Here is a 15,725-nt window from a genome sequence, read left to right on the forward strand (position 1 = left end):
TATCCCCCTAGTATTTTTCTTATCTTCTATCTGTTTTCTTCGTTAAGAAATCTCCAATTCCCTGAACAACGAATACAATAGCTAAAATAATTAATGTTGCAACAAATGTCACTGTCAAATTACCACGTTGGTAGCCTTCTTGCCAAGCCAAACCACCTAGTCCGCCAGCGCCGATTGCTCCTGCCATTGCAGTGAAACCAATCATTGAAATCGTCGTTACCGTTAAACCTGAAATCAAAGCAGGTACACTTTCAGGAATCAACACTTTCCAAATGACTTCCCAATAACTTGCGCCCATTGCATCTGCGGCTTCAAGAACACCCGGACTTACTTCACGAAAAGCAATTTCAACTAATCGTGCGTAAAATGGTGCCGCAGATAATACCAATGCTGGAATCGCTGCTTGCGCACCAAGCATCGTCCCAACGATTGCTTTTGTAAATGGAATGATCAATACCATCAAGATCATAAATGGTGTTGAACGGAAAATATTACTGATAATCGAAACAATCCCGTACACGATACGTGCATAAGGTTTATTTTTCCTACCAATCGAATAAAGAACTAAACCTAAAACTAATCCGATAACTGTAACTAAAACCATTGAAATCAATGTCATGTATAAAGTATCAACAATTGCTTGTTTCATCGTCTCTGCATTGATTTGGCTAAAATCTAAATAGGTTGCTGAAAAGCTTTTATCCATGATGAATCACCTCTACTTCTACGCCTTGTTCGGTAAAGAATACTTCTGCTTGATCTAATTCTTTTTCTTCACCTGTCATCAAAATCGTTAGTGAACCAAACGAACCTTCCTTTGCTTGTTTGATTTTGCCATAAACAACATTGATATCCACGTTATAACGACGAACTGCTTGAGAAATCACTGGTTCATTTGCGTTATTTTCGTCAAACGTTAGCGTAACTAGGCGGCCGTTTGGATTTTCCTTGATCAATTCAGCTAATAGTTCAGTAGAATCAGCTTCTGGTTCAATATCTTGTTGAACAAAACGTTTGGTTACTTCTTGTTTTGGATGACGGAAGACATTTAGAACCTCGCCTTCTTCAACTACTTTCCCAAGTTCCATTACAGCAACCTTATTACAAATTTTACGAATAACATTCATTTCATGTGTAATCAAAACAATCGTTAAATTTAATTTTTTGTTGATTGCCAATAACAGGTCCAGCACTTCTTCCGTTGTTTGCGGATCAAGTGCACTAGTAGCTTCATCACATAATAAAATTTCTGGATCATTTGCCAATGCGCGCGCAATCCCAACTCTTTGCTTTTGTCCACCAGATAGTTGCGAAGGATACGCATCACCTCTGCCTTCCAATCCAACAAGTCCCAATAGTTCTTCTGCTCGTTGTTGACGTTGCGCTTTTGGTATACCAGCAAGCTCAAGTGGCAACTGGATATTTTCTAACACTGTACGTGACCACAAAAGGTTGAAATGTTGAAAAATCATTCCGATTTTTTTACGAAAAGTTCGTAACTCTTTATTTTTCAACTTTGTGATATCTTGATTATTTACAATGACCTCGCCACTGCTAGGTAACTCAAGTCCATTTAACAAGCGGACTAATGTACTTTTTCCGGCGCCCGAGTACCCAACGATTCCATAAATATCTCCTTTTTCGATACTTAAAGACACATCGTTGACAGCGTGGATTGCTCCGTTTTTCCCACCAAAAGTCTTTTCGACATTGGTCAATTGGATTAGTGCCATATTTTCCCCATCTTTCTTCTAAAAATTTTCTCGGATAAACAAAAAAGCTTCCGCCCATTTGCTCCATTAAGCAAAAGGACGAAAGCATAAACTTCCGTGTTACCACCTTGATTCGTTAATGCTTTACAGCAATAACCTCTTTACAGTACTTGAATAATCATTCGTATACTGTCGTGCTATAACGGGCACTCCCGTAGTAAGTTCGCTTGTGCTCACTCACTCTGCTCTAAGACCATCTTCCATCTCATGTTCGTTACCCATTTTCAGCGAACAGGGCTCTCTTCAAACGTCTGTGAAATGTACTCTTCTTTTCAAAGCTTTCATGTAATTGCCTTTGATTATAGCAAGTAGAAATTCCAGTGTCAACAATTTTTAAAACTAGAATACTTAATCAAAAAATGATTATAGGTTTTCAAAATCCTGTGGATCAACCTCTTTAAAACTTAAAATCCAAGCATTCATTTCGTCTTCATCATTTAAAATGTTGATATCCGCATCGATTTTTTCATTTACGGAAGAAATCGTTCCTGTAACTGGGCTGGCAATTTCGCTGACCGCTTTTTCTGCTTCAACTTCAAGCAACGGTTCACCTTTTTGATACGTCTTGCCAACTTTTGGTAAATTGATAAAAGTAACTTGTCCTAATTCTTCTTGTGCTTCATTCGTTAAACCAATGCAGTATTCTTTTCCGTTAAATAAAACCCAAAGATTTTCAGTTTTCTTCAAATGTTTGCCTGCCATGTTAAACTAACGCTCCTTCATAAGTTTTTTCATTATAACCAACTGTTACTACCTGATCTTCTTTCACTAAAAGTGGACGTTTAATCAACATTCCGTCAGTTGAAAGTAGCTCACTAGCTTCTTCGATTGAAAAACCATCGATTTGTGATTTCAAACCTAATTCACGATATTTCATCCCGCTCGTATTGAACAAACGACGCATCGGTAAATCTGTATTCGTTAACCAAGTCTCAATTGTTTGAGCGGTTGGTGTTTCTTGAACCATATCGACTGTTTGATAAGCAATCTGATGTGTATCTAGCCATGCTTTTGCTTTTTTGCAGGTCGAACATTTCGGATACCAATAAAATGTATACAACGTCTTACCTCCTAGATGTTTTGTCAGGTGTCTCGTTTTGGAAACGCATGGATAGAATTAAACCAATCCCAATCATATTTCCCAAAATAGATGAACCACCTTGACTAATAAATGGTAGGGGAATCCCCGTTAGTGGTAGTAAACCAATATTTGCGCCAATATTTTCAAAAACATGGAACAATAACATCATGATTAAGCCACTAGCGATATACGCATAAAATTCATTATTTGTGTCAAAACAAACGCGAATCATTCGATAAATCAAAATAAAATATAAAAAGATCACGAATGCGCCGCCAATAAACCCAAAATTCTCGCCAATCACTGTAAAAATCATATCTGATTCACGAACAGGTACATATACATCACTGGTATTGAACCCTTTACCTAATAATCCACCAGAACCAATTGCCAATAAGCCTTGGGCAGGTTGATAACTCATACCAGAAGTATCGTGGAAAGGATCTAGCCACGAATCGATCCGAGCAAATTGATAAGACTTAAAACCAACTTTATATAATAAATCTCTTCCGCCTTCTGTCGTAACTAAATAGATCAGCCCTGCCCCAACAACTAAAGCGATCACTACGACAGGAATGACAATTTTCCAAGAAATCCCTGACATCAAGAAAATCCCACCAAAGATAGCCAAGAAAACTAGCATCGTTCCAAAATCATCTTGTGCCATAACTAAAGCTAAAACAGGTAACGTTACAAGCAACATCTTAGCAATCAGCCACAAATCATTTTTCGTCGTTCGTTCTTTCAACTGACTGTTGTGCTTGGTCACGATTAACGCCATCATCAAAATGTACGCAATTTTCATTAATTCCGCTGGCTGAAAAGTGAAGGAGCCAAAACTAAACCAGTTTTTTGACCCAGTTACCAATGCGAGCTGTTTGTCATAAAATTTGAGTAGCAATCCCATGACTACTAAACCCAGACCATATAAATAGGGTGTTAACTTCCAAATCCATTTGGAATTCAGGTGCATAATAACAATAATTGCTACAGCTCCAACCATGTACCACACGGTTTGCATCATTACACCTCGAAAGACAGATGGATTATTCGGATCGTGACTAAGTGCTACGTATAAAGAAAGTAATCCAATTAAACATAAAAGGAACACTGGTAAAATGACACCGTAGTCAATCCGATTATCGTTTGACGCTCTTTTTTTCTTTTCCATGTTTCATCCCTTTTCCTAAAACCATACTGCTATTTATTATAGCGGTCTGATTCTATAATTGAAAGTCTCAGCAAATGAGATTTGGGAAAAAATTAACTTTCCATCACTAAATTCCAAAAGCCGATGAATATTGAATGACACCAGCAGTTTTCACTGGTTTTTCTCCAATAAATTTTATCAAAGAGTACGCGTCGGGCACATCGAAAGGCAAACGAATTTGGGCTTGACTTGCTGGGAAGTACCCAAATTTTTGATAATACGCAGGTTCACCTAAAATACTGATTGCCACATAGCCTAATCGTTTCGCTCGTATTTCGAGTTCTCGAAGAATTGCAGCACCCACTCCTTGACGCTGACAAGTTGAACTAACTGCTAATGGCGCAAGTACTAATGCTTGGTATGCTGAATCTTCAGATAAGATATTGATTTTTGTCAGTAGTCCATAGCCAACTATTTGATTTTCTTTTTTCGCCACTACTTCTAACTCTGGAACATACGCCTCAGTTCCTCTTAATCGCTCAATCAATTCATGCTCATCGCCATCTCGATGCTCTGCCGTTAAAAATGCCTCATAAACCATTCTCTTAGTCGCTGAATAATCCTCTGGTTTAATCGTTTCAATCAAAAATTTCATTGTTCTCACCTTTTCTCTGCTTGATTTCTTTTTCATGAAAGAATGTTTTTAGCTTCTGCTTCAGCCAATCGTAGACGTCTGGAATTAGGGAGTTTGTACTACTATGACCAGCTACAATAAAAATATCCCTCTTTTGTAAAAAATTACCTAGCGGTTGCCACTTCATATCCTCTGTAATCGATAATGATGACACGATTGATTTTCCAACACCTTCACGAATCAGTTGTAATAACAGTTCATTATTGTTCACATAGATGATTTGTGGATGTAAATCAAACTCATTCAAGTATAATTCATTAAAGAAACGTATACCAGAATCTTCTTCACGAATTAACCAATGCGCTGCTTCAGCATCACCAGCCAAAACCAATTGGTCTTCTAAGATGATTTCTTTACGAATATCATTTGTTGCTAACGGCTTCTCCAACAAACCAATGTCCGCGTGCCCAGCTTGAACAGCCAAAGCAACCTCGTTTGAATTCATCATGTTAATACTGAAATCAATTAACGGAAAAGTTTCAACTAAAGATTTCATTACTTTGGGTAACAAATAAATTGCGGTCGTATGAGAACAAGCAATGACACAATTTTCTTTAAAGTTATCTTTTTTGGCAGCTTGGGCAACCGAAGTAAATAATTCATTCATGACTGCTAAAAATTTAGGATATAAAAAATCAGCTTCTTTAGTTGCTGTAATTTTCTGCTTGCCATTTCTCAAAAACAATTGAATCTCTAAACGATCTTCTAACTTTTTGATTTGTGAAGATACTGTCGGCTGTGAGATGAACAATCGCTCTGCCGCAATACTAAAATTCTGTGTTTCATAAACAACTAAAAATGTCTGAATCCATTCAAACATTACGTTCACTTCTTTCTATTTCTTTTTTACTATTGTAACTTGTTAGCCTTAACATTACAAAACATAATCATAAATATAGTAATTATCAATTTTACAAATAGTTATTTTCTCTCTATAATACAGCTATCAGTTAAAATATTACTAGGAAGGATTCTGATTCATGAATAATTTATCAATACACCAAAATAAAACAGCGATGGCTCGCTTCAAACAGATTGCACCTGGTCTAGGATTGTCAATCATTGTCGCAGCCATTAGTCGTGTTTTAGCTATTTTTTTACCTACATTAGGAGGGGCAACAATTGCTATCTTATTAGGGATTCTTTTAGGAAACACGTTGTTCAAACAGCCAGTATTAGCTACTGGGACAAAGTTTGCAGAAAGTTTCTTGCTTGAATGTTCTGTTTTCTTATTAGGCGCAACAGTAACTGTTCAAACGATTGCGCAAATTGGCGTCAAAGGAATCTTTTTTATTCTTTTACAAATGACAGGGACAATCTTGGCAGCATACTTTATCGGGAAAAAATTATTATTTTCTGATACTGCTTCATTGATGATGGCAGGTGGTAACGCAGTCTGTGGTTCGTCTGCCATCGCAGCGATTGGGCCAAGCATTCGCGCTGACGAAGAAGAAAAAGGACAAATCATTACGTTAGTTAACTTATTAGGAACCGTAATGATGTTGACTTTACCATTTTTAGGTCTTCAGCTTTTCGGTGCTAATCTCATCGAAAAAAGTGCACTTTTAGGTGGAACACTTCAATCTGTCGGTCAAGTTGTTGCCGGAGCTAGCTTTTTAGATGCTTCTGTTGTTCAATTTTCAATGCTCTTCAAAATCTTACGTATTGTATTACTCGTAGTTGTAGTATATATTTTTGAAAAAGTAATGGTTCGTAAACACCCCGAAAACTTTGTTCAAAATCTTCAAGATGTGAATAAAAGAAAATTACCACTACCATGGTATGTCTTAGGGTTTCTAGCATTTTGCCTAGTCAATAGCGTGTTCACGCTACCGACTGTGATTGATCACACTGCACATTTTATCAGCACTTGGTTTGAAATCACTGCGCTAGCTGCCATTGGTCTTCGTTTAGACTTTGTCAAATTTATGAAAGAAGGTCCACGATTTTTATCTTATGGTCTTGCCGTAGGTCTTTGTCAAACGATTTTAGCGGTAGGTTTGATTTGGCTCATTCGCCTATAAAAATCCTCGCTTACAATAAAACAGGAGAAAAAGTATGTCAGAATCTTTCTGACATACTTTTTTTGTGCCTCTAACTTTTTCTATTCATCTTTATTCTGAAAGAATTTTTTCTAATAAAAGCAATTTACGTTTCTTGGCTAACCCTTCTTCTCCATTGCCCATGTAGCCCGTTAACTGACCATTATGGCCGATTACTCGATGGCAAGGGACAATAATTGGCAGAGGATTTACTCGATTCGCTTGCCCAATTGCGCGCACTGCTTTCGGGTTGTCAATTGCCTGAGCAACTTCTTTGTAACTACGAGTTTCGCCATAAGGAATATTGATTAATGCTTGCCAAACATCTTGCTGAAATGCCGTACCTGTTTTAATCGATAATGGAACTGTAAACGCTTCTCGCTTTTCAGCAAAATATTCTGTAAATTGTTCTTTGGTCAAGTTCAAAATTTCCTGATTAGCATTTTCGCTCTCTTCAATCAAAGTAAAGCTAACTTTTGTTACTCCTTTTTCGTCTGCGTCAAACCAAAGATCCCCAGCAATTGTGTTCATCTTCATGATTTTCTTTGTGCCTACTCAACAGATGTGTGGTAGACTTTCCTCCTTAGAATTGTATGTAAAAAATAATCTTTAAAACTATTTCAAAAGTTTGCTTCATCATCTACTATCTCAGGTAAAATTGCAACTGGAAGGAGCTTTCTTCCTGTTTTTTAGCAATTTCTTTAAAGAAAAATTTTTTTAATTTTGAATGAAATGCTACACTAGACATATCACTAAAAAGCATAATACTCAACTTATCAACTAACCAAGTACTAGTTGTTGAGCAACAGAAAGGAACAAACGAATGAAAGTCTCTATCGTCGTACCCTGCTTTAATGAAGAAGCAGCAATTCCACTCTTTTTCCAAGAAGTTGAAAAATATCGTGGAACTTATACTTTTGAATACTTGTTTATTGATGACGGGTCCAAAGATCAGACCTTACCTGTCATCAAAGAATTAGCTAATGCCTATGATTCCGTGCGGTTCGTCTCATTTTCCAGAAATTTTGGAAAAGAAGCTGCATTATATGCTGGCTTGCAAGCTGCAACAGGTGATTTAGTCACCGTCATGGATGTTGATTTGCAAGACCCGCCTGAATTGTTACCAAAAATGATTGAGCGTATCTTGACCTCTGATGTTGATTGCATCGGAACAAGACGATCTACTCGGGAAGGCGAACCAGTAATCCGTAGTTTTTTTGCCAAAAAATTCTATCAATTGATTAACCGAATCAGTGATACTGAAATGGTGGATGGCGCCCGCGATTTTCGTTTGATGACGCGTCAAATGGTCAATGCTGTTTTAGAATTAACAGAATACAATCGTTTTTCTAAAGGTTTATTCAGCTGGGTTGGTTTTAAAACAGAATATATTTCTTATGAAAATCGTGAACGTGTAGCTGGAGAAACTTCATGGTCTTTTTGGAAGCTGTTAAGTTATTCGATTGATGGCATCATCAACTTTTCTGATGCACCGCTTACCTTAGCTGCATTAATTGGCGCACTTTCTTGTATCGGTTCAGGGATTGCAATTTTATTTATCATTGTTCGCGCTCTTTTATTCGGCGATCCCACATCTGGTTGGCCTTCTATGGTTTCAATTACCTTATTCATCGGTGGAATCCAGTTGTTGTGCCTTGGTATTATTGGCAAATATATTGGGAAAATTTTCCATGAAACCAAGCGTCGTCCTATTTATATCATTCGTGAAACAGAGAAAATGAAACCTCATCAAATTGATTCTCACTAAAACATACGTCAATCAATACAAATTTTTTTAACGAGGCTGGGATAAAAATAAATCCTAGTCTCTTTTTTATTTTATAAAAAGACATAGAAAAAACCATCTCACTGGTACGAGATGGTTCATGACTAAATTTTTTGTAATTGTTTGTAATTAATAATAACTACGCCTTTGCTTTGGGTCATCAGGTTGGCATTTTCAGCAGTTTCATCAATTTCAACCACTGCAGAATTCTTAAGCTGCTTTGAAATCGTGCCAGTTTGTGGTTTTCCATGTACTGTAAAAGTGACGTGAGTGTCAATTGTAAATTTTTCACCCAATTCTGACGGGACGACATGTGTATCAAATTTTCCAAAAGTTGCCATTTCATAAAACCTGCCTTTCATTACAATTATAGCACATTTTATGAAAAAAATCATGAAATTGATAAAATCTACGAATATCTCTTTACATTCATTAAGATTGGGTTTATAATTTCTTTGGCATTTGCCAGCTTAGCTCAGTCGGTAGAGCAACGCACTCGTAACGCGTAGGTCACAGGTTCGATTCCTGCAGCTGGCATAAAAAGGTTGTGAAAGAAGTGACCTGCTCCAACAAATAAGAATAAATTTTCGGAAATTGCTTCCCAAATTTTTGTAAAATTTAGGCTTATTTGGAAGGAGTTACTTCTTGAACACCGTGAATGAAGTTGTGGCACAAAGTACTTGGCCGCAACTAAACAAATGCAAGAGTCTTGGGCATTCACTTGTCTTAGGCTCTTTTTTATAGCAAAAATCACTTATTTATTTTATATTGAAAAATACCTCACAGCAAAAGGAAGTTTACTATGATGAAAAGTTATCAGTTTGAATCAAAAATTTATTGTTCTGAAGCTGGCAAAGGTGGGGCCTACGTTATCTTTCCTTACGACCTCCGAAAAGAATTTCATCAAGGGCGTATAAAAGTCCATGCTACTTTTGATGGTGAAGATTATCAAGGAAGTATTGTAAACATGGGAGTGAAGAATGAAGACGGCAGCATTTGCTATATTCTCGGTATAAAAAAAGAAATTCGAAAGAAAATTAAAAAGAAAATTGGTGATACTGTACTCGTTACCGTTCACCCCATTTAAATCGTTAACAATAGCCTATCGCATAAAAAAATGGACTCTCTTGACAGTGAGAGCCCAGTTTTTATTTAGTACTTTTTCTCAACGTTTTTTTATTTAACGTTAACAGTTATATTTAGGCTGACCTTATCATTATATTCTTGATGAACTTCAATAATAGTGCCCGTTAGCTGTGCAGGAATGTCCATTACCCATTGTTCATCTTCGTCAACAGTTGTCCTTCCAATTTCAACATTGTTTACTTTTGCAATAACTGTTGCTCCTTTGAAACCTGTTCCTTGTAACTTGTCATCAACAGATGTTACTTCGCTTTGAATAGTAGGTGGCAATAAAAGCCACGGTGTATCATCATTAACGAATGAACCGCCAATTATTTTTCCTACTTGATTCGCCATAAAACCAGCCGAAAAATCTTCGTTTGAAGAGGAAATCATTTCCTGAACAGCAGTACTGCCAATTCCAGTAAGTGAAAATTCTGCTTCAACTGGTTCAGCATAAATTTGATCTGGTGTTTGAAGAAGCGCCCGACCACGCACCCAAGTTTTTACACCTTCCTTAGAATTCAGTTGGATAGTTGCTTTTCCACCAATATTGCTCCCAAAAATAGTTCCTAATTTTTGACTATTATTATTTACAATTTTAAAGTTAGCTCCTTCTTCAAAAATAATTTTTCCATTACTCATAATTGTTCCCTGTGCTTTTGTACCAATCGCTTCAAAAGTAGCGCCATTTTTTACTGTAATATCGGTGTTTTTTCCAACAATTCCTGTACTGCCACTTATTTTTGAGGTACTTCCAGATGCAAAATATGCAGAACTATTATTATCAACACTAATGGCAGAACCACCAAATCCATGAACTTCTAACGCTCCTTCATTAGTCAATGTCAGATTTGAATTGTTGTGTATTCCGTGAAGTGTACCTTGAACGTTTAAAGAAGCATTTTCCCCAATCGTAACATTTGGATTCGTACCGATCATATCAATTCCATTTGTTGCGGGATTAGGATAGCCCACTCTTGCACGCATATCTGCAATTGCATTCGGTAAAATTGTTAGTTTATTTCCTTGAAATGCCTCTTCTAAATTGGAAACACATTTAAAGTTTCCTGCAACTTGTAATTCACCAGAAGGCAAGTAAGTAAATTGATGCCCATTTTCAAAATCAACATTCTCAACATTCAATACAACGTTAGGTTGATCGCTCCAAAATACCCCATAGTTATCGGTATTTTCAATTTTTATATCTTTTAATGCTATCTGGGCATCTTCAACAGTGACCTTTATTTGAAATAGATTGGCATTGATTTTATGGTTATTGCCATAAATCGTTTTATTTTTAGCATTAGCTAAAATCGTTTCTTTTAAGTCCAGATCATTTTGCAAACTAATTTCTGTAATCGAACTGTCAATCAGAGCAGCCTTTAACTGTTCAGGAGTAGACACTTCTGCTAATCCTTTATACACTTCAATTTCATTTTGTCTCTCAGCATTCGAAATTGTTTGTGCTAAGCCAACACTTCCGTTCATCATCACTGCGCAAGTGAATAATGTCACGGAAAAATAAATTGCTTTTTTTATCATTATTCTTTCCTCCAAGAAATAGTTGATTTGCTAAGTATTTTGTTAACTCTGCAAGTTATTGTACGTTATCATTTATTTTACGACTAAATAGCCAATGCCATCTTTATCTAATGGCGCAATGGTGTGACTACCAACGGTTGTTTCTGGAATTTCAGTAAAGATGTGCGCATAGTTATCACGGACAGCACTTGCGACATTTAAGTCTTGTGTTTCTTTAAAGTCGCCTACTTCAAGTGTGATACTTAATTTATATTCTCCTGGTTCTAGCCCAGCTAGCACTGTATCTTCAACAATTGCTTGATAGCCATTGAAAACGCCAGTGTTGTACCAATCATGGTTTGCACAAGCAAACGTTCCGACCTCTGTTCCATCCGTTGCTGTTAGATGAAGCGTTTTCTTCACAGCATCTTTATTTGTTAAGTCTAAGCTTCCGTTATCAATTGAACCTTCTAAAATCAGACCATATCCTTGCCAGTAACCTAATTTAAAAAAGTTAACTGTTTGATCCAAATGACTAACGACTTGTGAAACAAACTCACTTTCGTTTCCGTCAACAACTTGATTCACATCAATTTTTGTTCCTTCTGCTTGTGGCTCAATCGAGATTGTCCAGCGACCATCTGCCCCTACTACTCCAGTTCCAAGCAGCACGCCGTCTACGTAAGCATTAATTGTTGCTCCTGGTGTACCAAGACCAGTTAACTGCTTATCTTTGTCATTCACAACGTTAAAAACAGGTGCATCAATTTTTTCTCCGACGTAAGTTCCACCTTGAATTTTACTTGTTTGTCCTGTGACATATGTACTCGAAAAATCTGCATTACTTGATTGCATGTTCGTTTGTTTCACACTCGATAGATAGCCTGACAACGTAAAAGTAGCTGTTGTTTTCTGGTACACTTTATCTGGCTGGCTTGCTTCACTATTTCCCAAATTCCAAGTATTGATTCCTCTGGTTGAAGCAATGCTGACATCTGTTGGAGTCGTGTAAGAACCCATGACAACTCCATTTTTATTATGATTTGTAATTGAGAAATTTGCGCCATCTTCAAACACAATCTTTTCACCTGCGATCAAAGTTCCTTGTGTCCCTTTACTTTCTGCAACAAAATCTGCACCTGTTCGTACAAATATACTTCCTGAAGTGGCTTCAACCGCTTCTTCAATTGTGTCTCCGCCATTTGCCTTCGTACTACTTCCTGCTTCAAAATTCATTTTACTCTTTGAAGCTAAATGAATTGCTTGATGTAGCTTTGAGGTAACCTCCAAATCTCCTTGATTTGTCAATATAAAATTAGTTCCGCCATAAATGCCAATTGAACTAGAATTTAATGTAAAGCTTGCACCTGTTCCAATCGTTAACTTCGCTTGGTCATAATCCATTGACACTGGCGCCCAAAGAGTAGAGTCGTTTTCAAATAAAACTTCTGCACCCGTCGTTAATTCTATTTCTTTTCCTTGAAAAACTTCCTCTGTATCCGAATGACTACTAACTTTTCCAGCTAGAATCAATTTCCCGTTTGGTAAGTAAATCATTTGCTTCCCACTATGGGTAATATTTTCATATGTAATTTGCACATTTTGATTGTCACTCCACAATAAGCCATAAATATCTGTGTTGATAATCGTTGCACTATCAATGGACCCGATTGACGAATCTTCATTAAAATATATTTGATAAGAATTCGCATCTAATGTATGACCGTTTCCATGAATATGTTTTTCTCCTCCCTGAATCGCTACAGTTGACTCTAATGTCAAATCATTCGCTAATGTGATATCTGAAACGTACTCATCACTTAAAGCATCTTTTAGCTCTTGCCAGTTAGCAACTTCGACTTTCCAACCCTTATCTTCCAACAGAACACTGTCAGAGATTGCGCTTTCATTCCCTTGTATTACTTGTCCACTTACCGTACTTGTTAACAATAACGTCGATAACAATACTCCTGCTAACAAGCCATTACGAAACACCACGTTTTTCAAAACTATACCTCCCGTTATTTTTATATAAAATTTTAATTCTAAAATAATTATACCAACAGAAAAACAAGACAGTCAATATAGATAAAATAAAGAATACATGTTTTTTTAATTTCAAAAAAAGTTATTTAAAACCATTTTGATTCATTAGATAAAATAAAAGATACCATTCTCTCCGTATTAGAAAGAGAATGGTATCTTTTATTTCTTAACTAAATTTGAACTTATAGCCTTTAACTATTTTGTTCCAAATAAACGGTCACCAGCATCCCCTAAACCAGGAACGATGTACCCTTGTTCATTTAATTTTTCATCAAGAGCTGCTGTGTAGATATCAATATCAGGATGTGCTTCTTGTAAAGCTTTCACGCCTTCTGGTGCAGCAACAAGACAAACAAATTTAATGTTTGATGCGCCACGTGCTTTCAAAGCATCAATAGCCATGATTGCTGAGCCACCAGTTGCTAACATTGGATCAACAACAAATAATTGACGTACGTCGATGTCTTCAGGTAATTTAACGAAATATTCGTGTGGTTCTAATGTTTCTTCATCACGATATAAACCAATATGGCCAACTTTAGCAGCAGGAATCAGTTCTAAAATTCCATCAACCATTCCAATACCTGCACGCAAGATTGGTACGATTGCTACTTTTTTTCCAGACAATGTTTTTTGTGTTGATTCTGTAATTGGTGTTTCAATGACGATATCTTCTAGTGGCATATCACGTGATACTTCATACGCCATTAACATAGCGATTTCATCGACAACTTCACGAAAAACCTTTGTTCCGCAGTTTTTGTCTCGAATAATAGTCAGTTTGTGTTGAATTAATGGATGGTCGATCACTTGAAATTTGCCCATTTTTAGCTCTCCTTTGTTCTGTCGTTTCTTTTTTATTTTAAAACAAAATTATCAGTTTAGCTAGTCCGAGTTGCCTTTTTCCGGAAGAAAATCATAGTCTAGTTTAATTTGTTTAAAAATAATCAGTCAAATTTTTGAGGAAGTCGCTTCAACTTTATCAAATCCTCATTCTCTTCCAATTGCTTTTTTCTCTATGAGAATACACTCAACTGTCATCTGTTCAACCAACGTATTAAAAAAGTTTTTCGCAAAAAAGGAGTTATGACAAAACTCTTGTCATAACTCCTTTTTACGAATAAACGGTGTTCCCAAAACAACTCCTCGATATAGTTTGCCTACTCCTCAAAATATGAAAAGTTGCGTGTTTGCTCACTATCTTGTCGGAGCTAAGCATTTTGTGTCACAATCTACCAAATAGTTTTACCTTAAAATTTATTTTGAATACAAAGGATATTTTTGAGTCAACTCACGAACGCCTTGTTTTACTTCGTCTAACTGGGCATCGTCACCTTTTGATTGTAAAGCTTTCACAACAAGTTCAGCTACTTGAGCTGCGTCTTCTTCTTTGAAGCCACGTGTAGTGATTGCAGGTGTCCCAATTCGGATACCGCTTGTCTTGAACGGGCTTAATGTTTCAAATGGAATTGAGTTTTTATTTACTGTGATATTCACACTATCTAAAATTGCTTCTGCTTCCTTCCCATTAAGATCCATCTCACGAACATCGATTAGCATCAAATGATTATCAGTGGCACCTGAAATAACACGCGTACCCGTTGCTTGATTGAACACTTTGACCATCGCTTTAGCATTGGCAACAACTTGTTCGCTATACTCTTTGAACTCTGGTGTCAAAGCTTCTTTAAAGGCAGCCGCTTTTCCAGCAATCACATGCTCCAATGGACCACCTTGGATTCCTGGGAAGACAGCACTATTGATTTTTTTCGCTAATTCTTCACTGTTTGTTAAAATCATTCCACCACGAGGACCGCGAAGTGTTTTATGCGTTGTTGTTGTTGTAATATCAGCATATGGTACTGGGCTAGGATGAACACCAGCAGCTACTAAACCAGCAATATGTGCCATATCAACCATTAATTTTGCGCCGACTTCATCAGCAATTTCTCTGAATTTCGCAAAATCAATTTCTCTTCCATAAGCACTAGCACCCGCAACAATTAATTTTGGATGATGTTTTCGTGCTAAAATTCGTACAACATTGTAGTCAATGACTTCTGTTGTTGGATCAACGCCGTAAGCCACAAAATGATACGTTTTCCCACTGAAATTTACTGGTGATCCATGTGTTAAATGTCCACCTGCAGAAAGATCCATACCTAAAATCGTATCACCAGGTTCTACCAAGGCAAGGTATGCCGCAGTATTTGCTTGTGAACCAGAATGTGGTTGAACATTTGCAAATTTGGCACCAAATAATTCTTTGGCACGGTCAATTGCTAAATTTTCCACGATATCAACAAATTCACAACCGCCATAGTAACGATGTCCAGGATATCCCTCAGCGTATTTGTTTGTTAAAATACTTCCTTGTGCTGCCATCACCGCTTCAGAAACAACATTTTCAGAAGCAATCAGCTCCAAATTATTTTCTTGTCGCTCTTCCTCACGTGCAATTGCATTCCATAGATCAGGGTCAAACGTTTTGTAGTCTACCACAAACAA

16 protein-coding genes, 1 tRNA gene and 1 other annotated feature are annotated in these 15,725 nt (G+C 36.9%); of the genes, 4 read left to right on the top strand and 13 right to left on the bottom strand.

Annotated elements, in window-relative coordinates:
- Positions 1-19 precede the first annotated feature (19 nt).
- The 7 genes from IGJ93_RS10710 to IGJ93_RS10740 all read right to left on the bottom strand — a co-directional run bounded on the left by IGJ93_RS10710 (position 20) and on the right by IGJ93_RS10740 (position 5,517).
- Positions 20-706: a methionine ABC transporter permease gene (locus IGJ93_RS10710; protein WP_067482770.1), complete on the bottom strand. Its 687-nt coding sequence runs from the start codon at positions 704-706 to the stop codon at positions 20-22.
- Complete coding sequence (locus IGJ93_RS10715; protein WP_095803815.1) at positions 699-1,733, bottom strand: methionine ABC transporter ATP-binding protein; 1,035 nt, start codon at positions 1,731-1,733, stop codon at positions 699-701. The genes IGJ93_RS10710 and IGJ93_RS10715 overlap by 8 nt, the downstream gene beginning before the upstream one ends.
- A gap of 71 nt (positions 1,734-1,804) precedes the next feature.
- Positions 1,805-2,057: a binding site (T-box leader), on the bottom strand.
- Between the two features lie 78 nt (positions 2,058-2,135).
- Positions 2,136-2,474 (bottom strand): glycine cleavage system protein H, encoded by a 339-nt coding sequence (locus IGJ93_RS10720; RefSeq protein WP_067482774.1) that lies wholly within the window; start codon positions 2,472-2,474, stop codon positions 2,136-2,138.
- Between the two features lies 1 nt (position 2,475).
- Positions 2,476-2,832: an arsenate reductase family protein gene (locus IGJ93_RS10725; RefSeq protein WP_067482777.1), complete on the bottom strand. Its 357-nt coding sequence runs from the start codon at positions 2,830-2,832 to the stop codon at positions 2,476-2,478.
- 4 nt (positions 2,833-2,836) lie between these two features.
- On the bottom strand, positions 2,837-4,024 hold the full coding sequence (locus IGJ93_RS10730) for an FtsW/RodA/SpoVE family cell cycle protein (RefSeq protein WP_067482779.1): 1,188 nt from the start codon (positions 4,022-4,024) through the stop codon (positions 2,837-2,839).
- Between the two features lie 106 nt (positions 4,025-4,130).
- Positions 4,131-4,658: a GNAT family N-acetyltransferase gene (locus IGJ93_RS10735; protein ID WP_071869094.1), complete on the bottom strand. Its 528-nt coding sequence runs from the start codon at positions 4,656-4,658 to the stop codon at positions 4,131-4,133.
- On the bottom strand, positions 4,642-5,517 hold the full coding sequence (locus tag IGJ93_RS10740) for a LysR family transcriptional regulator (protein ID WP_071869095.1): 876 nt from the start codon (positions 5,515-5,517) through the stop codon (positions 4,642-4,644). The genes IGJ93_RS10735 and IGJ93_RS10740 overlap by 17 nt, the downstream gene beginning before the upstream one ends.
- 160 nt (positions 5,518-5,677) lie before the next feature.
- Between IGJ93_RS10740 and IGJ93_RS10745 the strand changes: the two genes are divergently transcribed.
- Complete coding sequence (locus tag IGJ93_RS10745) at positions 5,678-6,721, top strand: YeiH family protein (RefSeq protein WP_071869096.1); 1,044 nt, start codon at positions 5,678-5,680, stop codon at positions 6,719-6,721.
- 90 nt (positions 6,722-6,811) lie between these two features.
- Here IGJ93_RS10745 and IGJ93_RS10750 read toward each other — a convergent pair whose 3' ends face one another.
- Positions 6,812-7,276 carry a methylated-DNA--[protein]-cysteine S-methyltransferase gene (locus IGJ93_RS10750; RefSeq protein ID WP_071869097.1) on the bottom strand — a complete coding sequence of 155 codons (465 nt, stop codon included), beginning with the start codon at positions 7,274-7,276 and terminating at the stop codon, positions 6,812-6,814.
- 286 nt (positions 7,277-7,562) lie between these two features.
- Here IGJ93_RS10750 and IGJ93_RS10755 point away from each other — a divergent pair, with 286 nt between their 5' ends.
- A complete protein-coding gene (locus tag IGJ93_RS10755; protein ID WP_067482794.1) occupies positions 7,563-8,507 on the top strand; it encodes a glycosyltransferase family 2 protein in 945 nt (314 codons plus the stop codon).
- Positions 8,508-8,629: 122 nt separating this feature from the next.
- On the opposite strand, the gene IGJ93_RS10760 is transcribed toward IGJ93_RS10755, so the two are convergent.
- Entirely contained in the window at positions 8,630-8,866 is a 237-nt protein-coding gene (locus tag IGJ93_RS10760; protein ID WP_067482796.1) for a hypothetical protein, read from the bottom strand.
- Between the two features lie 123 nt (positions 8,867-8,989).
- On the opposite strand from IGJ93_RS10760, the gene IGJ93_RS10765 reads away from it, so the two are divergent.
- Positions 8,990-9,062: transfer RNA gene (locus IGJ93_RS10765), tRNA-Thr, on the top strand.
- A gap of 268 nt (positions 9,063-9,330) precedes the next feature.
- On the top strand, positions 9,331-9,612 hold the full coding sequence (locus IGJ93_RS10770; protein ID WP_095803922.1) for a DUF1905 domain-containing protein: 282 nt from the start codon (positions 9,331-9,333) through the stop codon (positions 9,610-9,612).
- A gap of 89 nt (positions 9,613-9,701) precedes the next feature.
- Here IGJ93_RS10770 and IGJ93_RS10775 read toward each other — a convergent pair whose 3' ends face one another.
- The 4 genes from IGJ93_RS10775 to glyA form a co-directional block, all read right to left on the bottom strand.
- The gene (locus IGJ93_RS10775) at positions 9,702-11,192 is read right to left on the bottom strand and encodes a pectate lyase-like adhesive domain-containing protein (protein ID WP_284590891.1); all 1,491 of its coding nucleotides are present in this window, start codon (positions 11,190-11,192) and stop codon (positions 9,702-9,704) included.
- 72 nt (positions 11,193-11,264) lie between these two features.
- Positions 11,265-13,169, bottom strand: a complete 1,905-nt coding sequence (locus IGJ93_RS10780; protein ID WP_285603212.1) for a pectate lyase-like adhesive domain-containing protein — start codon at positions 13,167-13,169, stop codon at positions 11,265-11,267.
- A 243-nt stretch (positions 13,170-13,412) separates the two neighbouring features.
- On the bottom strand, positions 13,413-14,042 hold the full coding sequence (upp, locus tag IGJ93_RS10785; RefSeq protein ID WP_067482804.1) for a uracil phosphoribosyltransferase: 630 nt from the start codon (positions 14,040-14,042) through the stop codon (positions 13,413-13,415).
- A gap of 432 nt (positions 14,043-14,474) precedes the next feature.
- Positions 14,475-15,719, bottom strand: coding sequence for a serine hydroxymethyltransferase (gene glyA / locus IGJ93_RS10790; protein ID WP_075491261.1), 1,245 nt, complete (start codon positions 15,717-15,719; stop codon positions 14,475-14,477).
- Positions 15,720-15,725 lie beyond the last annotated feature (6 nt).

The organism is Enterococcus sp. DIV0174 (assembly GCF_050529065.1).
GTDB lineage: Bacteria > Bacillota > Bacilli > Lactobacillales > Enterococcaceae > Enterococcus_B > Enterococcus_B thailandicus.